Origin of the sequence: Roseateles chitinivorans, from assembly GCF_050632145.1 — a bacterium.
Lineage (GTDB): Bacteria > Pseudomonadota > Gammaproteobacteria > Burkholderiales > Burkholderiaceae_C > Roseateles > Roseateles chitinivorans_B.
Genome location: NZ_CP192577.1, coordinates 714,371 through 733,647 on the forward strand (window position 1 = coordinate 714,371; position 19,277 = coordinate 733,647).

A 19,277-nucleotide genomic window follows, 5' to 3' on the forward strand; every position below is an offset into this window, starting at 1 on the left:
CCTCGATCGGTCGATAAGGCCCGTGGCGTCGGCCCGCTTTGCGGGTTGACCGTGCGGCGATCAGCGCGTCACCAGATGGACAGGCTCCTTGCCAGCACGCGCTGCAGCCAGCTGCGCGACGACGCCTCCGACACGTCGCCCTGCGCCACGCTCTCCAGGCTGGCGTTCACGACGTCGCGCGACGAGACCAGGTTGCCCGGGCGGATGTCGCGCGGATTCACGATCCCCGAGAAGCGCAGCGTGTTCACGCCCTTGTTCAGGCCGACGTTGCGTTCGCCCGCCACCAGCAGGTTGCCGTTGGGCAGCACGTTGATGACGCTCACCGCCACCGTGGTGGTGAAGCTGTTGTCCGTTTCCGTCGTGCCCGAGCCCTTGAAGGAATCGCTGCCCGCGGCCGTCGCGTCGATGTTGAGCAGCCGCTCCACCGCGCCGATCTTGCTCTGGCCGCCGGGCCCGTGGACCGCGAGCTTGTTGTCTCGGGTCGTGTCCGTCGTCTGCTTCTGGCTGGCCTTCAGCGTCTCCTGGATGTCCACCTTCAGGGTGTCGCCGATGGCGCTCGGACGCTTCTCGCTCGAGAACAGCGAGGTCGGCGACATGCTCGGCTGGTAGATCGCGCCGTTGCTCGGCCGCTCGATGTACATCGGCGCCTGCGGCGGCGTGACCATCATCGGACCGGCCACCGTCGGCGGCGTGCCGGCGCATCCGCCGAACATCCCCAGCACGACGGCCGCGAGCGGCAACGTGGACGCGCCGATCGCACCACGGGACTTGTTCTTCGACATCACATCCCTCCCCCTCAACTCTGGAAACCGGTGATCAGCGCCTTCACGACCGGCGCGATCTTGTTGCGCGTCCCGGCCCAGCGGGCCAGGCCGAAGTTCTCCTCGGCGACGTAGCTGCTGGTCGACAGCAGCGTCCCGTCGGACCGGTGCAGGCTCAGCGACGCGGCGCTGAGGTTGGCGCGGTAGCCGCTGGCCATCGGCGGCACGCCCCATTCGATCGTCGCGACGTAGCGCAGCCACACGCCGCATTGCTGCAGGCCCGTGCCGGGCTCGTAGACGCGGCTGTCCACGCCCTGCCCCTTCAGCTCCGCCTGCATCGCCGGGACCAGGTCCTCCAGCGGCGCGTTGCGGTTGAACTCGATGCACAGCGTGCGCACCGGCGCGTCGCCGTGATGGACGGTGTTGCTGGCCTTGGCCGGCGCGGCGGTCGCGAGCGCGGTCGAGGTCGCCGTGCCGGCGCCCTTGACCATCTCCCACGCGGGAAGCGGGCTCAGCACGGCACAGCCGACTAGCCCCATCGTCCCGATCAGGCCGAGCCACCCGAGCCCTCCGAGCAACCCGACGGGAACGCGCAGCGCGGGGGCCGGTCGAATGCGCATGGCCTGACCCTCACGCCAGTTCGTCGAGCACCGCGCCGCCGCCCAGCGCGGCCATCACGCCGTAGCCGACGACATTGCCGAGCACGTTGCCGACGCCGCCGGCGACATCGCCGACCGTGCCGGTGACGACGTCGGCGACCGTCTCGACGGCATCGACCGCGTCGCTCGCCAGCGCCTGCAGGCCCTTGGCGCTGATGGTGGCCGTCACGCCGAGCACGGGCCCGAGCGTCAGGCTGGGACCGCTGCCCCGCGAGGATCCCGAGGACCCGCCCGACGAGGCGGCTCGGCCGCCCTCGTGCGCGCCGTCGGAGGACGTCGCCAGGGCGACCAGGCTGGACAGGAGGGGCACGCTGCTCAAGGGGAACTCCCGGCGACGATCAGCCGCGCGCGGCCAGCGAGGCCGTGTCGAGCGACAGCGTGGCGGGCGTGGGGCTGGATGCCCCGACGGCGGCGGCCGGCGCGGCGGCCATCGGCGCCGTCGCCGCGGAGGCCGGTGCGCCGGCCTTCGCGTCGTTCAGCATCCGGGTGAAATCGGGCGCGCCGTTCTTGGCGGCCTTGGCCGGGCCTGCGGAGGCCGGGGCACCGACGTGCGCCGTCGGCGACGAAGAAGCGTTGGACTTGACGTGCATGGCGAAGCGCTCTCGTTCGTTGGGGTGAACGGATTCTTCGCCGCGACCGGTGTCCGCCATGCCGCGATGAGCGCGACGAACGCGGCGGTCGTCGCGGACTCGGTGAACTGCGTCACCGAGGGATCAGGACTGGTGGAGGTCTCCGCCGCTTTGCCGGCTCAAGTTCGCGCGGGCGCGGCACCGGCCCGGGCGATCAACGCGCGAGTCACGCGCCCCGGCTCTGGAGCGCCATCGCTTCGGTCCATTCGTCCCAGGTGGACTCGGTAACCTCGAGGCCCTCCAGCGCGGGCGGGTCCTCGATGGGCCAGCCCGACGGGCTGAACGGGATACGCCGCTGCAGCAACACCTCCGTCTGCCGCAGGATGCGCTGCATGGCCGAACTGAAGGGGTTGCCGGGTTCTCCGGCGGATGGCGCGAATCGTTGTCGCATGGTCCTCTCCTGACGAGTTCCCACTATCAGCGGGGGTCGGCCCAAGTGCCATCCCACCATAGGGTGAACTAGGGGGATGTCGGAGGGGTGTGACGGAAGGCCGCGTCGGACAGTCAGGCGGTCGGCGACGCAAGACTGCGTGGCTCCCTCATCAGATCGATCATTTCGATCTGATGGAACTGATCAGATCACCTGACGCAGCAAGGCATACAGCGCGATCGCGCCAGAGACCACCGCGCAGGCGGTCTTCATCGAACGGTTGGCCACGAAGGCGCCGATCAGGCTGCTGACCAGGATGGCGGCAAAGAGGTAGTTGGTTTTCATGGGCCGCGATTGTGGCGGCGCGCCGCAGGGCCTCCGCCGAGGTCCGCGGCGCGGATCAGACAGTCGCCCGGTCGGGGCGGTTGATCTCGACGGTGACGTGAACAAGTTCCTCGTGGATGGAGAGCATCCGCCGCACCTCGTCCGGTCGGGCCTCGGGGCTGTCGGTGACCAGCGAGACGATGCAGGCGTACTGCGCGCGTCCGACGCGCCACACATGCAGGTCGGCGATCGCCGCGGGCCACGGCGCGGCGGTGATGACCTCGCGGATCTCCTCGACGACCGGCGCGTCCATCTCCGCGTCCAGCAGCACGCGGCCGGTGTCGCGCAGCAGCCCGCGCGCCCACGCGGCCACCAGCACCGCGCCAGCGATCCCCATCACGGGGTCGAGCCAGTCCGCGCCCCACAGCCGGCCGCCCAGCAGCGCCACGATCGCCAGCACCGAGGTCGCCGCATCGGCCAGCACATGCAGGTAGGCGGCGCGGAGGTTCAGGTCGTCGTGACCATGACCGTCATGTCCATGCCCGCCGTCGCGATCGTGCGAATGTCCGTGACCGTGGTCGTGTCCGGTCCCATGGCCGTGGCCGTGGCCGTGGCCGTGGCCGTGGTCATGCCCCTGATGGTGGTGCTCGCCGCGCAGCAGCCATGCGCAGGCGAGGTTCACCAGAAGGCCGACCGCCGCGACCGCGATCGCCTCGTCATAGTGGATCGGCGTCGGCGCGACCAGGCGCTCGACCGACTGCCACAGCATCAGCCCCGCGACACCGATCAGCAGCAGCGCGCTGCTGTAGCCGCCGAGGATCTCGATCTTCCAGGTGCCGAAGGCGAAGCGCCCGTCCTTCGCCCAGCGCCGCGCGGCGCCATAGGCCAGCAGGGACACGCCCAGCGCCACCGCGTGCGAGCTCATGTGCCAGCCGTCGGCCAGCAGCGCCATCGAGTTGAAGACGTAGCCGCCGGCGATCTCCGCCACCATCATCAACGCCGTCAGCAGCACGGCCCAGCGCGTGTTGCGGGCGGCAAGCGGATTGCCCTCGTCGAAGACGTGCGTGTGTTGCCAGGGCGTGGTGGACGTCGACGGAGACATGGCGGCGGCTGCGAAGTGGAAGCGGAAGTGGTGGCGTGGCGGCAAGCGCGCCGCAGTATCCCTTCGACCGCCCGCCGCGCGGCGAGAGTCCTTGCGCGCGACCGGCCATGCGACAAGGGTAGACTGCGCCGCAGTTTTCCAATCAATGCGACGGGATCCCGGGTGGTGGACGACACAGAGGAGCGACAACCCTTGCGGGTGGTGGTGCTCGGCGGATCGGCGGGCAGCATCGATGCGCTCGGCACCGTGCTCGGTGCGCTACCGAACGAACCGGGCTTCGCGGTCCTGGTCATCACCCATCTCGACCCGAACGAGGTCACCCGCCTGCCGGAGGTCCTCCAGGACCGCACCGCGCTGCCGGTCGAGCGCCTCGAGCACCTCACCAAGGTCCATCACGGCCGCGTCTACGTACTGCCGGAGAACTGCGGCGTGATGGCGCTGGACGGCCACTTCCGCCTCACGCGCCGCACGCCCGGCCTGCACCTGCCGATCGACGCCTTCCTCGCCTCCCAGGCGCAGGACCCGGACCAGGACGGCGCGGTGGTCATCCTGTCCGGCACCGGACAGGACGGCGCGGCCGGCATCCTCGACCTGAAGGCCACCGGCGGCTTCGTGATCGCGCAGGCGCCCAATACCGCCGCGCACGACGGCATGCCCGTCGCCGCGATCAACACCGGCCTGGTCGACGAGGTCCTGCCGCCGGCCGACATCGCCGCCGCGCTGCTGCGCCGTTTCGGCCAACCGCACCACGAGGGCGACCTCCCCGGCTCCACCGGCGTGGCGCAGGACGTCGACGCGCTGGAGACCGCGCTGGCGATCGTCCAGCAGAAGGCCGGCGTCAACCTCGGCTACGTCAAGGACGTCAACCTGCGCCGCCGCTTCCTGCGCCGCGTGCTGCTGCAGAAGGACCGCGACGTCGGCGCCTACCTGCAGTTCCTGCGCACCGATCCCTACGAGGCGGCCGCGCTGCGCGACGACGTGCTGATCGGCGTCACCGCGTTCTTCCGCGACGCGGAGTTCGTCAACGTGCTGCGCCAGGTCGTGCTGCCCAAGCTGCTGGCGCTGCGCCACGATCCGATCCGCATCTGGGTGCCGGCCTGCTCCAGCGGCGAGGAGGTCTACACGATCGCGATGCTGCTCAAGGAGGCGATAAACGCCGAGGGCATCAACCGCCGCGTGCAGATCTTCGGCACCGACCTGAACGAGGCCTCGATCGAGACCGCCCGCGCCGGCCGCTACAGCGCCGCCGCGCTGGAGAACGTGCCGCAACCCTTCCGCGACACCGCCTTCGTGCCGACATCCGGCGGCTACCTCGTGGCCAAGGACCTGCGCGAGATGTGCGTCTTCGCGCGGCACAACCTGCTCACGCATGCGCCGTTCTCGGGCATGGGTCTGATCAGCTGCCGCAACATGCTGATCTACCTCCGCAAGGAAGCGCAGCAGCATGTCTTCGAGGTGCTGCACTACGCCTGCCGCAACGACGGCTTCATGCTGCTGGGGCGCGCCGAGGCGGCGTCCGTCGCCGACGGCTTCGAGCACGCCGGCGCGCCGCACCTGTACCGCAAGCTGCCGAACTCGCGCCGCCACCGGCCGCTGTTCCCCATCGACGCGCTGCGCCCCTGGGTCAGCGACGGCGACGCGCCGCGCGTGCCGCAGGCGCCGCCGCCGGACCTGGTCAGCGAGGCCGCCAACCGCGTCGCGCTCGCGCGCTACGTGCCGCCCGGATTCGTCGTCAGCCAGGGCGGCGACGTGGTGCAGTTCCGCGGCGACGTCTCCGCCTTCATCGCGCCAGCCAGCGGCGAGGCCACGCTCGCGCTGCCGCGCCTGCTGAACGCGGCGCTCAACGTGCCCGTGCGCACCGCGCTGGTCGAGGCCAAGCGCACCGGGCAACCAGTGCGCCGCGAACGCGTCGCCTTCAACGACCGGCGCTACGTGCTCGAAGTCCTGCCGCTGGAAGCCGGCGAGGCGCTGCAGCATTTCCTCGTCACCCTCGCGCCGCAGCCCGACGAACCGGTCGCCGAAGCGACGTCGGCGCTGTCCACGCCGCCGTTCTCGCCCAGCGGCGCCCGCGCCCGCGTCGACGAGCTCGAACGCACCGTCACAACCCTGTCCGACGAGCTGGAAGCGACCCAGGCGCAGCTGCGCACGCTGGTCGTCGAGTTCGAATCGGCCAACGAGGAGCTGCGCACCGCCAACGAGGAGATGCTCAGCACCAACGAGGAACTGCAGAGCGCCAACGAGGAGCTGCAGAGCGCGAAGCAGGAGCTCGAATCGGCCAACCAGGAGCTGCTGTCGCTGAACGAGGAGCTCAAGTCGCGCAACGACGAGCTGGACCTGGCCAACGACGACCTCAGCAACCTGGTCGAGGGCATCCCGCTGCCGGTGGTGGTGCTGGATCGTCAGCTGCGGCTGCGGCATGCGTCGCCGCAGGTGGCGCAGCTCTTCGGCCTCGATCCCGCGGCGCTGGGCCAGGCGATCGGGCAGCCGGTGGTGAACGTCACCTCGCGCTTCGCCGTCGGCCAGCTGGAACAGCTGGTGCAGGCCGCCGTGCAAGGCCTGGCACCGGTGGAGCACGAGCATCAGGACACCGAAGGCCGCTGGTGGCTGATCAACGTGCGGGCGTACCGCACGGCGGACGAACGCATCGATGGCGCGGTGATCGCCTTCCAGGACATCCACGAGCTGCGCTGCGCGCTGGAATCGGCGCAGCATGCGCGCGACGACGCGGAGCGCGCCAACACCGCCAAGGACGACTTCCTCGGCATGGTCTCGCACGAGCTGCGCGCGCCGCTGAACGTGATCTCGGGCTGGGCCTCGGTGCTGAAGCAGTCGCAGGAACGCGGCACGCTCGGCGAGGCGACCGCGACGCGGGCCATCGCCACCATCCTCAAGCACTGCCAGGCGCAGGCGCAGCTGATCGACGACCTGCTGGACGTGTCGCGGATCGCGTCCGGCCACCTGACGCTGGAGATGCGCCCGCTCGACCTCTCGGCCTGCGTGCGCACCGTCCTCGACAGCCTGCAGCCGGCGGCCGAGGCCAAGGGCCTGACGCTGAGCAGCACCGGCCTGCAGCAGCCGCACCGCATCCAGGGCGACCAGCGCCGGATGCAGCAGATCGTGGCCAACCTCGTCGGCAACGCGCTGAAGTTCACCCCGAGCGACGGACGGATCACGGTATCGCTGAGCCGCATCGGGCCGACGGTGGAACTGGCCGTCGTGGACAACGGCATCGGCGTCGCGGTGGAACTGCTGCCGCGCCTGTTCGACCGTTTCACGCAGGCCGACATCAGCCGCACCCGCGAGTACGGCGGTCTCGGACTGGGCCTGTCGATCGTGCGCCACCTGGTGCTGGCGCACGGCGGCACGGTCACGGCGCACAGCGACGGCGAAGGCCGCGGCACGCGCCTGACGGTGCGCTTCCCGGCGGTCGAGTTGGTCTCGGACACGCCCGAGACGGCGCCGCGCCACGGCGCCGACGCCAACCTCGGCGGCCTGCGCGTGCTGCTGGTCGACGACGACCCGCACGCGCTGGACGCGCTGCGGCACCTGCTGGAACTGGCCGGCGCCGAAGTGCGCGCCGCGGCCTCGGTCGAGCAGGGCTGGGAGCAGGTCGCGGCAGCGTCCGAGCATCCGCCGCAGGCGCTGGTCAGCGACGTGGCGATGCCCGGCGCCGATGGTTATTCGCTGGTGCGGCGGCTGCGCGCGCGGGAACGCGCGCTCGGCACCGCGACCCCGCTGTATGCCGTGGCGCTGACGGGGCTGGCCACGCTGCAGGACCGGGACGCGGCGATCACCGCCGGGTTCGACGAACACCTGGCCAAGCCGGTGGACGTCGACCTGCTGATCGAGAAACTCCTGCTCGCGCGCCCGCGCTGAGCAGGCGCCGCCGGATCAGTCGGCGGCCTGGGCCAGCATCGCCGGCATGAGGACGGTGCGGCGACGCGCGCGCTTGACCTCGTACATGCGCTGGTCGGCCAGATGCAGCGCCTGCTCGACGCTGAGCCCGGCCGGATCGAGCGCCACCACCCCGACGCTCGCGCCCGCGTATTGCAGCGCATGACCGTCCAGGTCGAAGCGGCCGACGCTCGCGAGCGCGGCGCGCTGTTCGAGCGTGCGCGCGGCCTGCGCCGGCTCGTCGCGTTCCACCAGCGGTCCCCGCGAGCGCGGCAGGCCGGCCAGGGTCACGCCCGGACCGACGACGACGAACTCGTCGCCGCCCACGCGCGCCAGCATGTCGGAGCCTCGCAGTTCCAGCGACAGGCGTTGCGCGATCTCGCGCAGGAACAGGTCGCCGCGATGGTGGCCCAGTTGATCGTTGACCGACTTGAAGCCGTCGAGATCGATGCAACCCAGCAGCACGCAGGTGCCGTCGCGTGCGGCGCGCTGCAGTTCGCGCTGGAGTTCGTCGAACAGCGCGCGGCGGTTCGGCAAGCCGGTCAATGCATCGGTCAGCGCATAGGTCGCCAGCTGCTCGTTGGCCGCGCGCAGGTCGGCCACCAGCCGCTCGCGCTGCAGGAACTGGCTCACCAGCGTCGAGAACAGCCGCAGCAGCGACTGCGCCTCGGGACTGATCGAGCGGCGCTCCGCGCTGGCCGCGCACAGCGTGCCCAGCAGCTCGCCGCCGTCGTCGCGCACCGGGGCGCTGACGTAGGTCTGGATGCCCAGCTGACGCGCGGCGTCGGAGTCGCCCCAGCACGACGCCACGTCGCTCGTGGCCATGCGGCCGGCATCGAGCGCCCGCTTGCACAGCGTGTCCGACCAGGCGACCGTCAGGCCTTCGGGGATGGTCATCGTGCCGGCATTCCGGGCCAGCAGCACGTGCTGCTCCCCGGCGCGCAGGTCGATGGTGGTGAGGTAGGTCGACTCCAGGCCGGTGACCGTGCCCAGCATGTCCAGCAGCGGGCGGGTCAGCTGTTCCAGGTTGCGGGCGACGGGGACGGTCGACGTCAGGCGGGCGAGCAGGGCATCCAAGATCGGCAGTCGAAATCAGGGCTGAAGGCGTGGATGTTGTCACAACTGGAAAGCCGAGTCGGACACCGTCCGTCATGACACCGGTGCCGTCCGCCGGATCGCGCGCGCGTCCTTCATCGGCGCGACATAGTGCCGCCCCGCCGGGCGTGGGAATTGCCGCTTTCGCAACACCGCAGACCAGGGAGAACCCGCATGCAACGCGATGGACAGTACCGCGGCGTGAGCTACCGCGTCGAATCGATGCCCGCCCCCGGCGGCGCCTTCACCGGCAGCTACCAGCTGCTCGATGCCGGAAGGCGTCGCAGCGATGCGGCGGACCACGGCCTCGTGCCGGCCACCCACGCCGCCAACGACGCCTTCGGGGACGAGTTGGCGCCGGCCCAGGGCCTGGACGTCGTCCACCCGATCTCGGAGTCGGCCTGGGCGACGGAGAACGAAGCGCTCTCCTACGCCACCGAGGCGGCCTGTCACGCGATCGAGATCCTCCAGCTCGGACGGCCCCAGGCGCAAGGACGGGGGAGCGCCTCGAGCAGGCGGCGGACGGATTCCCTGGGGCAGTAAGGGAGACCGCCCAACCCCGTCAGGCCTGACGCGGGCACTCCACGCCGCAGGGGGCATCCCTCCGGGAACCCCCAGCGGCATTCCGGCCCCACCAGCACTCGCTGTCCTCGGGCCTTGGGACCTTCTGACTGCGGGAGGGGTCAGGCCTCGCCGAGCGCCCGGGCCACCAGTTCCACCTGCTCCAGTTGATGGATGGCGTGGGAAGAGGTGGCGCCGGACCCGTTCGCACGGCGCGCCACGCAACGCAGTTGCACATGCTGCGGCAAGACCGCGTCCATCTGCTCCCGGACGAAGGTCCAGGCACCCTGCTGACGGTGCTCCTCCTGCACCCAGGTGATCTCGACGAGACCCGGGTACCGCGCGAAGAGCGCCGTCAGTTCCTCCGCCGGGAAGGGATAGAACTGCTCGAGGCGGGCGAGCGCCAGATCCGCGCGCGCCACCGACCGCCGTCCGCGTTCAAGGTCATGATGCACCTTGCCGCTGCACAGCAGCAGGCGCTCGATCTGCGCCGGGCGCTCGACAGCGGCGTCGTCGATGACCGTCTGGAAGCGGCCGTCGGTCAGGTCCGCGATGTCGGCGTGCGAAGCCTTCTCGTGATACAGCGTGCCCTTGGGCGACATCACGACCAGCGGCTTGCGCAAGGTGTCGAAAGCCTGCCGGCGCAGCAGGTGGAACCACTGCGCCGCCGTCGACGGGCAGGCCACGCGCAGGTTGTCCTCGCCGCACAACTGCAGGAACCGGCTCAGGTAGCCGCTCGAATGATCGGGGCCGATGCCCTCGTTGCCATGCGGCAGCAGCATCACCAGCGAGGAGGTGTCGCCCCACTTCTCCTCGCCCGAACTGATGTACTGGTCGACGAAGACCTGCGCGCCGTTGACGAAGTCGCCGAACTGCGCCTCCCACACCGTCAGCGTGCGCTGCGCGCCGACGCTGTAGCCGTACTCGAATCCGAGCACGGCCTCCTCGGACAGCGGCGAGTTGAAGATGTCGAAGCGCCCGTGGCAGCCACCGATCTGTCGCAGCGGCACGAACTCCGTCGGACCGCCGTCGCCCACCGATCCGGTCTTCTGGGCTGTCTGCGAGGTCGGTTGCGAGGTCGGTTGCGAAGTCGTCTGCGAGGTCGCCTGCGAGGTCCACACCGCCTGCCGGTGGAGGAAGGTGCCCCGCCTCACATCCATGCCGGAGATGCGCACGTTGAGCCCGCCTCGCAGGATCGTCGCGTAGGCGAGGTTCTCGGCGAAGCACCAGTCGGCGCGCAGCGGCGGATCGGCCAGGGCCGCCATCCGCCGCCAGTGGTCGGTGAGCGTGCGCACCATGACGTGCGGCTCGAAGCCGTCCGGCAGCCGCGTCATCGGATCGACGAGGGCCTGGAGTCCGGCGAGGTCCAGGACCGGCACCTCGCCCGGCCGGCGCAGCGGCGACGGCGCCTCGTCCGTCTCGGGGATCGCCGGATCGGAGAACGACTGGTGTGCGCGCACGCGGCTGTGCGTGACGTGCGAGGCCATGTCGGTGCCCGGTGGCAGGACGCGGTCGGCGCGCAGCGCGTCGGCATAGCGGTCGACGATCGTCGGATGCGTCTGCATCAGCGCGTGGATGCGCGGCCGCGTGAGCGCGGGGACGTCGCTCTCGGAATGGCCGAGGCGGCGGTAGCCGATCAGGTCGATGACGATGTCGGAGCCGAAGCGCGCGCGCCAGTCGAGCGCGATCGCCGCGGCGCGCAGCGCCTGTTCGGGTTCGTCGGCGTTCACGCGCAGGACCGGGGCGTCGACCATGCGCGTGACGTCGGTGCAGTACTGCGCCGGCCAGGCGCTCATCGGGTTCGGCTCGGTGAAGCCGACCTGGTTGTTGATGATCACGTGCACCGTGCCGCCGACGGTGTAGCCGGGCTTGCCGCCAAGCATCAGCGTCTCCATCACGACGCCCTGTCCGGCGAAGGCCGCGTCGCCGTGCAGCATCAGCGGCAGCACGAGCCGGCGCCCGTCCTGGTCCGCCCGCTCGCGGCCGAGCGCGTCCTGGCAGGCGCGCGCCAGGCCGGTGAGCACGGGGTGCACGCTCTGCAGGTGCGACGGGTTGTGCGCCAGCGTCAACGTCAGGCGCCCCCGCGGCGTGTCGAGCTCGTGCTCGCCGCCGAGGTGGTAGATGAGGTCGGTGTGCAGCTCGGGATGCGGCGACTTCGGATCGAAGAAGTCCAGCACGCGCGCGGGCGGGAAGCCCATCAGGTTGACCAGCACGTTGACGCGGCCGCGGTGCGGCATGCCGAGGAAGACGCGCCGCACGCCGTGGCCTGCGGCCTCCTCGCAGAGCGCGTCCAGCAGCGGGATCAGGGTCTCGTTGCCTTCGAGCGAGAAGCGCTTCGCATGCGGGAAGGCCTGGGCGACGTGCTCCTCCCAGCCCTGCGCGCGGATCAGCCGGTCGAGCAGCGCGAGGCGCTCGGCGGCGCCGCCCGCCCCGGGCGGTGCGGACTCCATCGCGTGATGGAGCCAGTCCCGCCGCGACGCGTCGCGCACCGCGCTGGCATCGAGCGCCAGACCGCCGCAGTAGATCGCCTTCAGCGCGCGGTCGAGATCGCCGACGGTGCGGGCGCTCCACAGTGGCGTGCCCCGCGGCGACAGCCAGTCGCCGGGGTTCAGCCCGAAGCGCTGCGGATCGAGCAGCGTCGGATCGGCCGGGCGTGACAGGCCCAGCGGATCCAGCCGCGCGCTGCGATGACCGTCGCGGCGATGCGCCTCGATGAAGGCGAGCACTTCGGGCCGCCAGCGCGTGGATGACTCACCCGCAGGCGCGCCGTCGTGAATCCGGTCGTTCATCTGAAACTCCCTGGTGAGTTGCGAAGACCCCGGCGGGAGAGGTGGGGGTGGGGGCCAGCGACCGTCAAAGTACGAAGGCTCGCACCGCGTTGTTCAGATGCGCCGCCTCGTCCTGCAGCGCCTTGGCGGACGCGGTACTCTGCTCGACCATCGCGGCGTTCTTCTGTGTGGTGTCGTCCATCTGGATGATGGCCGCATTGACCTGCTCGATGCCCATGCTCTGCTCGCGGCTGGAGGCGCTGATCTCGGCGACGACGCCGCTGACGCGCTGGATGCCGGAGACGACCTGCGACATCGTCGCGCCCGCCTGCTCGACCAGCCGACCGCCGGCGTCGACCTGTTCGGTCGACTGGACGATCAACGACTTGATCTCCTTGGCCGCGCCGGCCGACCGCTGCGCCAGCGCCCGGACCTCCGAGGCCACCACGGCGAAACCGCGTCCGTGCTCGCCGGCGCGCGCGGCCTCGACCGCCGCGTTCAACGCCAGGATGTTGGTCTGGAACGCGATGCCGTCGATCGTGCCGATGATCTCGCCGATGCGCTGCGAGGACGCGGAGATGGCGCTCATCGTGGCGACAACCTCGCCCACGGCCTTGCCGCCGGCACCGGCGACCTCGGACGCCGAGGCGGCGCTGGCGTTCGCCTGATCCGCGTTGTCGGCGCTCATGCGGACGGCCGCGGTCAGCTGTTCCATCGCGGAGGCGGTCTGCTGCAGCGCGCTGGCCTGCGCCTCGGTGCGCGCCGAGAGATCGGCGTTGCCCTGCGCGACCTCCTTCGCCGCGGCGGAGATGGTGTCCGCGCCCTGCCGGACCTCGGAGACGATGCGATGCAGGCTGCGCACCATGTGCTGCAACGCGCCGATGAGCCGGCCGATCTCGTCGGTGCTCTGCGGCAGCGGGCGCAGCGTGAGGTCGCCCTTGGCGACGTCCTCGGCCAGCCGGATCGCGCCGTGGATGCGCTGCGTGATCGAGCGCGTGATGCTGATGGCGGTCACGACGCCCAGCACCACGGCGATCGCGGCCACCAGCGTCATCCACAGCTTGGACCGCCGCGCGTCCTCCTTGGCACTGACGACGTCGTTCGCCATGGCCTTGGCCTGGTAGTCGACCATCTTGTCGATCAGCGCGTAGTAGCGGACCTGAGACTGCGCCATGTCGCCCTGGTAGACGCTCATCGCCTGCTCGCGCTGGCCGGCGGCGACCAGGTCGAAGAGCTTGCGCACTGCGGCGCCGTAGACCTTGCGGGCCTCCGACTGCTCGGCAAAGATCGCCTTCGCCTCGTCGGTGTTGAGCATCTTCTCGAACTTCGCGAAGTTCTCGGTGTTGGCGGCGCGGACGGCGGCGTAGTCGTCCATGTAGCGTTTGGCCTGCGCGGGATCGGTGGCCATCAGCAGGCGGCCGATCACGATCACGCCCTGGTCGCCGACATTCTTGATGTCGTCGCTGACGGCGATCTGCGCATAACGGTCTTCCACCACCCGGTCCATCGTGCCGCTGGTGCGGTTCAGCACCGAGACGGCCACGGCCAGCACGAGCAGCAGCAAGGCGATGACGACGGCAAAGGCGGCGGCCAGCCGCGTGCCGATATTGAAGTTGGACAACGTTGGCATGTTTTTCTCCCTGAGGCCGAACGGTCGGACCTCGGCGGGGCAAAAAACGGGCCGGCAGGCTTTACTGAAGCCAGTTCAGGCGTAGCCGTCCAGCCTGTTCTTCAGCCTGACTTTCATGCCTGCTCAGCGAACGTGGCGATGTATTGGCAGGCCACACGGTCGGCGTAAGCCACAGCCTCGTCGGCGGAAGGGAATTCATCGTCCAGCTCGTGCCAGGCGGTGACGCCGGGACGGCCGTCCTCCTCGCCCTTGACGACGAATCGCCCTCGCCACGGTCCGGCGCCCGGCCCGTGGGTATCGAGGACGTAGGTGCGGCCCCTGTGCTGGCGGACGGTCTGCGAGGTCGTCATGGTCGGCAACGGTCGGACGGACGCTGGAATGCCGGGTCGACGGGCGCGAAGGGGGCGCGCACGGACACGGGTGACGCGGAGCCTCCGTTGTACACCCGCATCCGTCCTCAGGGAATGAAATCCCTGTGAAGGCGCGGGCGTCAGCGCACCTGGTTGCGCCCTTCGCGCTTGGCGGCGTAGAGCGCCTCATCCGCCTGCGCGATGAGGTTCTCCAGCGTGCAGGTGTCGCTGGGCACGCAGGCAGCGACGCCGAGGCTGATGGTCACGACCGGCCCGGCCGGCGAGGTCGGGTGCGGCATGGCGAGCGATTCGATGCCCGAACGGACGGACTCGGCGACCTTGAGCGCGGCATCGCGGTCGGCGCCAGGCAGCAGCACGACGAACTCCTCGCCGCCGTAGCGCGCCGCCAGGTCGCCGGCCCGGCCGATCGACGCGCCGAGCACCGCGCCCACGGCGCCCAGGCACTCGTCGCCCTTCAGGTGGCCCATCTGGTCGTTGTAGCGCTTGAACGCGTCGACGTCGGCGAGCACCAGCGCGAGCGAGGTGCCGGTGCGGCGCGCGCGGCGCCATTCCTCGTCGGCCGCCTCGTTGAAGCGGCGGCGGTTGGGCAGGCCGGTGACCGCATCGAGGAAGGAGAGCTGCTTCAGATGCTCGTTGGCCTGACGGAGCTCCTCGGTGCGCTGCGCCACCAGGCGCTCCATCTCGATGTGGCGTTCGCGCAGCTGGCGCATCCGGAACATCACCGCGCCGGCAAAGAACCCGATCGCGCCGACCGCGACGAGGAAATGGAACCAGCCGGTCTCATGGAAACGCGGCTGCACGGTGACCGGCAGCGGGGTGTCCGATTCGCGCCAGCGCTGGCCGTCGCCGGACACCGCCAGGCGCAGCTTGTACTGGCCGTGGGAGAGCGCGGGGAAGGTCAGCTCGCGGTCGTTGCCGACATCGGTCCAGCCGCGGGACAGCCCTTCCATCCAGAAGCGGAAGCGCACGCGGTCGGCCTCGCGCAGCGTCGACGCCGCAAGGCTCACCGACAGCGCCACCGGTCCCGGCGGCAGGACCAGCGGCTGGCCGTCGAGCGCGAGGGGCTCGCCGTCGACCTTGATCTGCTCGATGCGCACGGCCGGCGGTTCGCCGCCACCGGGCAGGCGCTCGGGATCGACCACCACCAGGCCCGCCGACGACGGCAGCCAGACGCGCCCGCGGGCATCGACCGCGCCGGCGGCCTGCAGGTTGCCGGCGAAGCTGGTCGCGCGCAGCGTGTCGCCGGGCCCGAAACCGACCGACCGCACCTGCTTGAGCCCGCCGTCGAGGAACGCGTCGAGGTCGTCGCGCGCGACGCGATAGAAGCCGCGGTCGCAGGTCATCCAGAAGTGCCCGGACCGGTCCTCCAGGAAGACCTGCGACAACCCGTCCCACAGCCCGTCCGCCGGCTTGATCGCGCCGATGCGGCCCTCCTTGATCCGGTTGATGCCTTCGCCGTTCGTGCCGATCCAGAGTTCGCCGCGGGCGTCTTCCTTCAGTGCGATGACCCAGTCGGACACCAGGCCGTCGGCCGTCGTGAACTGCCGGGCCTTGCCGTCTCGCCAGCGCACCAGGCCCTGTCCGGTGGTGCCGAACCAGAGGGCGCCCGCGCGGTCCTGCAGGATCGCCGCGACGCCTTCTCCGGGCAGGCCGGGCGCCTTCACGACGTCGAAGCCCTGGCCGTTGAATCGCGCCAGCGCCGAGCGCGTGCCGACCCACACCGTGCCGGCGCGGTCTTCGTAGATGGCGCGGATCTCGACGCCGGGCAGGCCGCTGTCGGCGCCGAAGGTGTCGATGTGGCCGTCGGGTCTCCGGCGCGCGACGCCGGCCGTGTAGGTGCCGATCCAGAGCGTGCCGTCACGCGCCTCGTGCAGCGTCGAGACCTCGTCGGTCGGCAGGCCGTCGGCCTGGCGCAGCGTCGTGATGCGGCCGTCCTTCAGCCGGTTGATCCCGCCGCCGGATGTCGCGGCCCAGATCGCGCCGTCGCGCCCGGCGACGACCGAGCGGACGTTGTCATGGCTGAGGCCCTCGGGCGTGCCGAGCACGGTGAAGGCACGGTTGCGCAGCCGGTTCAGGCCGTCGACCCAGGTGCCGACCCAGACGCTGCCTTCGCGGTCGGCCATCAGGGACCAGATCTGGTTGCCGGCCAGACCGGTGCCCGGACCGTTGCCGGTGGAGATCGTGCTGAAGCGTCCCTCGCGGAAGCGGCTGACGCCGGCGCCCCAGCTGCCGATCCAGAGGTCCCCGCGGGCATCGCGGGTGAGCGCGGTCAGGTGGTCGCTGGGCAGACCGTCGGCCGTCGTGTAGACCCGCATCTCCGGCTGGTCCACGCCCCGCATGCGGACCAGCCCGCCACCCGCCGTCGCGGCCCAGACGCCGCCGGCCGGGTCGGCCATCACGAAGCGGACCTGCGCATGCGGAAAGCCGGACGCGGGATCGAAGACCTTGAACTTGCCGTCCGGCGTCATCGCGAGCAGGCCGGCGCCGGTGGTGCCGATCCAGAGCGTGCCGGCGGTATCGAAGGCGGCGCTGCGGAGCCGCGTCGCGGGCAGGCCGTCCGCGGCGCCGAAGACCTTGACCGCCCCGTCCTTCCATCGGACCAGGCCGCCATCTCCCGCGGCCCAGATCGCGCCGGCCTTGTCCTCGACGAGGGACCAGATCCTGCGGCGGCTCACCTGCGCCTTGGTGATGGCCGTCGAGAAGCGCCCATGATCGTAGACGGTGACGCCGTTGGGATGGCCGATCCACAGCCGGCCCTGGCGATCCTCGAGCAGCGCGAACACCGGCTGCGAGGCGACGTCCGGCGCCCGCGCGGCGTCGAAGGTCACGAAACGCTTGCCGTCGAAGCGGGCCAGTCCGCCGGCAGTGCCGATCCACAGGCCGCCGTCGCGGGACTGGAGCAGCGCCTGGACCGTATTGAGCGGCAACCCCTGTTCGGTCTGCCAGAGATCGATCTTGTACTGGCTGACCGCGCGGATCGGGTCGGAGAGATCACCGATGGCGCCGAGGTCGGTGGCCGGCGCCGATACGGAGGCAGATGCCGATGCCGATGCCGATGCCGATGCCGAAATGGTCTTCGCCGCCGCCTGGGGCGCGGACGCTGCGGTGGCCGCCATGGCGCCCGGTGCCGAGACCGCCATGCAGAACGCGGCGATCAGCCACGCCGACACGCGACGATGCGTCGGCATCGCAGGTTCGGGAGAGGCACAGGCGCTGGAGGAGGACCGGTCGAAAGTCATAGGCGGCGGAGACGGCGATTGTGACCGGTCCTGAAGAAGCATCCGGGCTGCCGTACGGGGGACGGGTGCGGATCGCGTGAAGGCAGGAAGCGTGGGGGCGTGGCGATGCGTGGGGACCGCCGCTCACCGCACGGCGGCGATGCGGTCCCAGGACAGCCCGAACTTCAGCAGGTACTTGCGCAGGCGGTCGGCGTCGTTGACCACGCTGCGCGCCTGCCGGCTCGCGTGGAAGAGCTGCCGCCCCGCCTCCGACAGCGACGAGGCCGCCGCGCACACGCGCAGCACGGCGGCGAGTTGCAGGCGGTCGAAGAGGTCCATCGCCGCCAGCACCGGCGGATCGAAGAGCGCGTCCAGCAACGCGTCGCCGCTCGCCTCGCCGTCGCCGACACCATCGCCCGCGCCACCGGCCCGGCCCGGACGGCCGGACCCGGCCGTGTCGCGCTCCCACAGCCATTCGAGCCGCGCGATCTCCGCCTCGACCAGCGGCGTGCCGATGCGCCCGCCCTCGGCCAGCGTCACCAGCCGCGTCACCGACGCCGACAGGTCGCGGAAGTTGCCGCTCCACGGCGCGCGCGGCGACTGCGCGAAACCCAGGTACCGCGTCTTCGCCTCGGCGTTGAAGCGCACCGCGCGGCCGCTCTCGCGACCGACCTGCTGCACCAGATGGTCGACGTTGGGCTCGATGTCCTCGGGCCGGTCGCGCAGCCCCGGCAGGCTGTAGGTCCACAGGTTGATCCGCGCGAACAGGTCGTCGCGGAAGCGCCCCGCGGCGACCTCCGCGCGCAGGTCGCGATTGGTGCCGGCGATGAGCTGGAAGTCGCTGGTCACCTCGCGGTCCGCGCCGACGGGCAGGAAGCGCTTCTCCTCGATGGCCTTCAGCAGCATGGCCTGCTCGTCCAGGCCCAGCTCGCCGATCTCGTCCAGGAACAGCAGGCCGCCGTCCGCCGTGCGCAGCAGGCCGGCCCGGTCCGCCATCGCGCCGGTGAACGAGCCCTTCTTGTGCCCGAACAGCGTCGACGCCGCGCCGTCGCCGCGCAGCGTGGCGCAGTTGACCTCGACGAAAGCGCCCTCCAGCTGATGTCGCGTCTGCTTCAGCTCGTACATCCGGCGCGCCAGGAAGGACTTGCCCGCGCCCGTCGGCCCGGCCAGCAGGATGGGTGCGCGCGAATGCACGGCCACGCGCTCGATCTCCTCGATCAGCGCGTTGAAGCGGCGGTTGCGCGTCGCGATGCCGCTCTTCAGGAAGGCGACGGCGTCGTGCTGCTCCGCCTCGAAGCGCTGCGCGATGCGGTCGTAGCGCGACAGGTCCAGGTCGATCAGCGTCATCGAGCCCGGTTCGCCCTCGCGCTGCTTGCGCGGCGGCGAGGTCTGCAGCAGCACGCCCGGGATGAAGCGGGCCTCCACCATCAGGAACATGCAGATCTGCGCGACGTGCGTGCCGGTGGTGATGTGGGCCCAGTACTGCTCGTGCGCGGGATCGAAGCGGTAGCCGCGCACCCAGTCGTAGAGCGTCGCGTAGACCTCGCCGAAGTCCCACGGGTCCTCGTGGGGCATCGGGATGAGGTGGACCTCGGTCTCCGGCGAGATCTTGGCGATGTCGTTCCGCAGCACCTCCGCGAGGGCCAGGTGTTGCGGCGCGTGGAACAGCTCCAGCCGGTGCACGACCACGTCCGGCTGCGACACCAGCGAGATCGTCGGCCGCCACTTCTCCCACCGGCCGGCACCCTGGCCGCTATCCAGTTGCGACCCCAGGTAGCCGATCACCACATGCTTCTTCGCCATGGGCCGCAGTTTATCCGCGCGGCTCACTCGATCTATCTTTTTCGCTAGTCATTTAGCCAATCATCCAGTCATGGAGGAGCTCGTGGATGAAT

At 70.8% G+C, this 19,277-nt stretch carries 15 protein-coding genes; 2 read left to right on the forward strand and 13 right to left on the reverse strand.

Annotated features, from left to right (window positions below):
* Positions 1-68: 68 nt before the first annotated feature.
* From ACQ86G_RS03250 to dmeF, 7 genes are all read right to left on the reverse strand, one after another.
* Positions 69-782 carry a flagellar basal body L-ring protein FlgH gene (locus ACQ86G_RS03250; protein WP_431259299.1) on the reverse strand — a complete coding sequence of 238 codons (714 nt, stop codon included), beginning with the start codon at positions 780-782 and terminating at the stop codon, positions 69-71.
* Between the two features lie 14 nt (positions 783-796).
* Positions 797-1,279 carry a cell division protein FtsI gene (locus ACQ86G_RS03255; RefSeq protein WP_431259300.1) on the reverse strand — a complete coding sequence of 161 codons (483 nt, stop codon included), beginning with the start codon at positions 1,277-1,279 and terminating at the stop codon, positions 797-799.
* Positions 1,280-1,391: 112 nt separating this feature from the next.
* Complete coding sequence (locus tag ACQ86G_RS03260; protein ID WP_431259301.1) at positions 1,392-1,739, reverse strand: hypothetical protein; 348 nt, start codon at positions 1,737-1,739, stop codon at positions 1,392-1,394.
* Between the two features lie 19 nt (positions 1,740-1,758).
* On the reverse strand, positions 1,759-2,010 hold the full coding sequence (locus ACQ86G_RS03265; RefSeq protein ID WP_431259302.1) for a hypothetical protein: 252 nt from the start codon (positions 2,008-2,010) through the stop codon (positions 1,759-1,761).
* Positions 2,011-2,215: 205 nt separating this feature from the next.
* Entirely contained in the window at positions 2,216-2,440 is a 225-nt protein-coding gene (locus ACQ86G_RS03270) for a hypothetical protein (protein ID WP_431259303.1), read from the reverse strand.
* 183 nt (positions 2,441-2,623) lie between these two features.
* Positions 2,624-2,764 (reverse strand): hypothetical protein, encoded by a 141-nt coding sequence (locus tag ACQ86G_RS03275; protein WP_421037509.1) that lies wholly within the window; start codon positions 2,762-2,764, stop codon positions 2,624-2,626.
* A 55-nt stretch (positions 2,765-2,819) separates the two neighbouring features.
* Positions 2,820-3,845, reverse strand: a complete 1,026-nt coding sequence (dmeF, locus tag ACQ86G_RS03280; RefSeq protein WP_431259304.1) for a CDF family Co(II)/Ni(II) efflux transporter DmeF — start codon at positions 3,843-3,845, stop codon at positions 2,820-2,822.
* A gap of 165 nt (positions 3,846-4,010) precedes the next feature.
* Here dmeF and ACQ86G_RS03285 point away from each other — a divergent pair, with 165 nt between their 5' ends.
* Positions 4,011-7,721: a CheR family methyltransferase gene (locus tag ACQ86G_RS03285; protein WP_431259305.1), complete on the forward strand. Its 3,711-nt coding sequence runs from the start codon at positions 4,011-4,013 to the stop codon at positions 7,719-7,721.
* A gap of 15 nt (positions 7,722-7,736) precedes the next feature.
* On the opposite strand, the gene ACQ86G_RS03290 is transcribed toward ACQ86G_RS03285, so the two are convergent.
* Positions 7,737-8,816, reverse strand: coding sequence for a GGDEF domain-containing protein (locus ACQ86G_RS03290; RefSeq protein ID WP_431259306.1), 1,080 nt, complete (start codon positions 8,814-8,816; stop codon positions 7,737-7,739).
* A 192-nt stretch (positions 8,817-9,008) separates the two neighbouring features.
* Between ACQ86G_RS03290 and ACQ86G_RS03295 the strand changes: the two genes are divergently transcribed.
* Positions 9,009-9,377, forward strand: a complete 369-nt coding sequence (locus ACQ86G_RS03295; RefSeq protein ID WP_431259307.1) for a hypothetical protein — start codon at positions 9,009-9,011, stop codon at positions 9,375-9,377.
* Positions 9,378-9,517: 140 nt separating this feature from the next.
* Here the strand turns inward: ACQ86G_RS03295 and ACQ86G_RS03300 are convergent, their stop codons facing one another.
* From ACQ86G_RS03300 to rtcR, 5 genes are all read right to left on the reverse strand, one after another.
* Entirely contained in the window at positions 9,518-12,184 is a 2,667-nt protein-coding gene (locus ACQ86G_RS03300) for a 2-oxoglutarate dehydrogenase E1 component (RefSeq protein ID WP_431259308.1), read from the reverse strand.
* Between the two features lie 64 nt (positions 12,185-12,248).
* Positions 12,249-13,793: a methyl-accepting chemotaxis protein gene (locus ACQ86G_RS03305; RefSeq protein ID WP_431259309.1), complete on the reverse strand. Its 1,545-nt coding sequence runs from the start codon at positions 13,791-13,793 to the stop codon at positions 12,249-12,251.
* 113 nt (positions 13,794-13,906) lie between these two features.
* Positions 13,907-14,143 carry a hypothetical protein gene (locus tag ACQ86G_RS03310; RefSeq protein ID WP_431259310.1) on the reverse strand — a complete coding sequence of 79 codons (237 nt, stop codon included), beginning with the start codon at positions 14,141-14,143 and terminating at the stop codon, positions 13,907-13,909.
* A gap of 140 nt (positions 14,144-14,283) precedes the next feature.
* A complete protein-coding gene (locus tag ACQ86G_RS03315) occupies positions 14,284-17,352 on the reverse strand; it encodes a two-component regulator propeller domain-containing protein (protein WP_431259311.1) in 3,069 nt (1,022 codons plus the stop codon).
* A 174-nt stretch (positions 17,353-17,526) separates the two neighbouring features.
* On the reverse strand, positions 17,527-19,185 hold the full coding sequence (gene rtcR, locus ACQ86G_RS03320; protein ID WP_431259312.1) for an RNA repair transcriptional activator RtcR: 1,659 nt from the start codon (positions 19,183-19,185) through the stop codon (positions 17,527-17,529).
* Positions 19,186-19,277: the final 92 nt, after the last annotated feature.

Excerpts from the sequence above, each read along its gene's own strand:
- ACQ86G_RS03315 (WP_431259311.1), bottom strand. The coding sequence starts at position 17,352 with ATGCCGACGCATCGTCGCGTGTCGGCGTGGCTGATCGCCGCGTTCTGC.
- ACQ86G_RS03295 (WP_431259307.1), top strand. The coding sequence starts at position 9,009 with ATGCAACGCGATGGACAGTACCGCGGCGTGAGCTACCGCGTCGAATCG.
- ACQ86G_RS03270 (WP_431259303.1), bottom strand. The coding sequence starts at position 2,440 with ATGCGACAACGATTCGCGCCATCCGCCGGAGAACCCGGCAACCCCTTC.
- ACQ86G_RS03250 (WP_431259299.1), bottom strand. The coding sequence starts at position 782 with ATGTCGAAGAACAAGTCCCGTGGTGCGATCGGCGCGTCCACGTTGCCG.
- ACQ86G_RS03305 (WP_431259309.1), bottom strand. The coding sequence starts at position 13,793 with ATGCCAACGTTGTCCAACTTCAATATCGGCACGCGGCTGGCCGCCGCC.
- ACQ86G_RS03265 (WP_431259302.1), bottom strand. The coding sequence starts at position 2,010 with ATGCACGTCAAGTCCAACGCTTCTTCGTCGCCGACGGCGCACGTCGGT.
- ACQ86G_RS03275 (WP_421037509.1), bottom strand. The coding sequence starts at position 2,764 with ATGAAAACCAACTACCTCTTTGCCGCCATCCTGGTCAGCAGCCTGATC.
- rtcR (WP_431259312.1), bottom strand. The coding sequence starts at position 19,185 with ATGGCGAAGAAGCATGTGGTGATCGGCTACCTGGGGTCGCAACTGGAT.
- ACQ86G_RS03310 (WP_431259310.1), bottom strand. The coding sequence starts at position 14,143 with ATGACGACCTCGCAGACCGTCCGCCAGCACAGGGGCCGCACCTACGTC.
- dmeF (WP_431259304.1), bottom strand. The coding sequence starts at position 3,845 with ATGTCTCCGTCGACGTCCACCACGCCCTGGCAACACACGCACGTCTTC.
- ACQ86G_RS03300 (WP_431259308.1), bottom strand. The coding sequence starts at position 12,184 with ATGAACGACCGGATTCACGACGGCGCGCCTGCGGGTGAGTCATCCACG.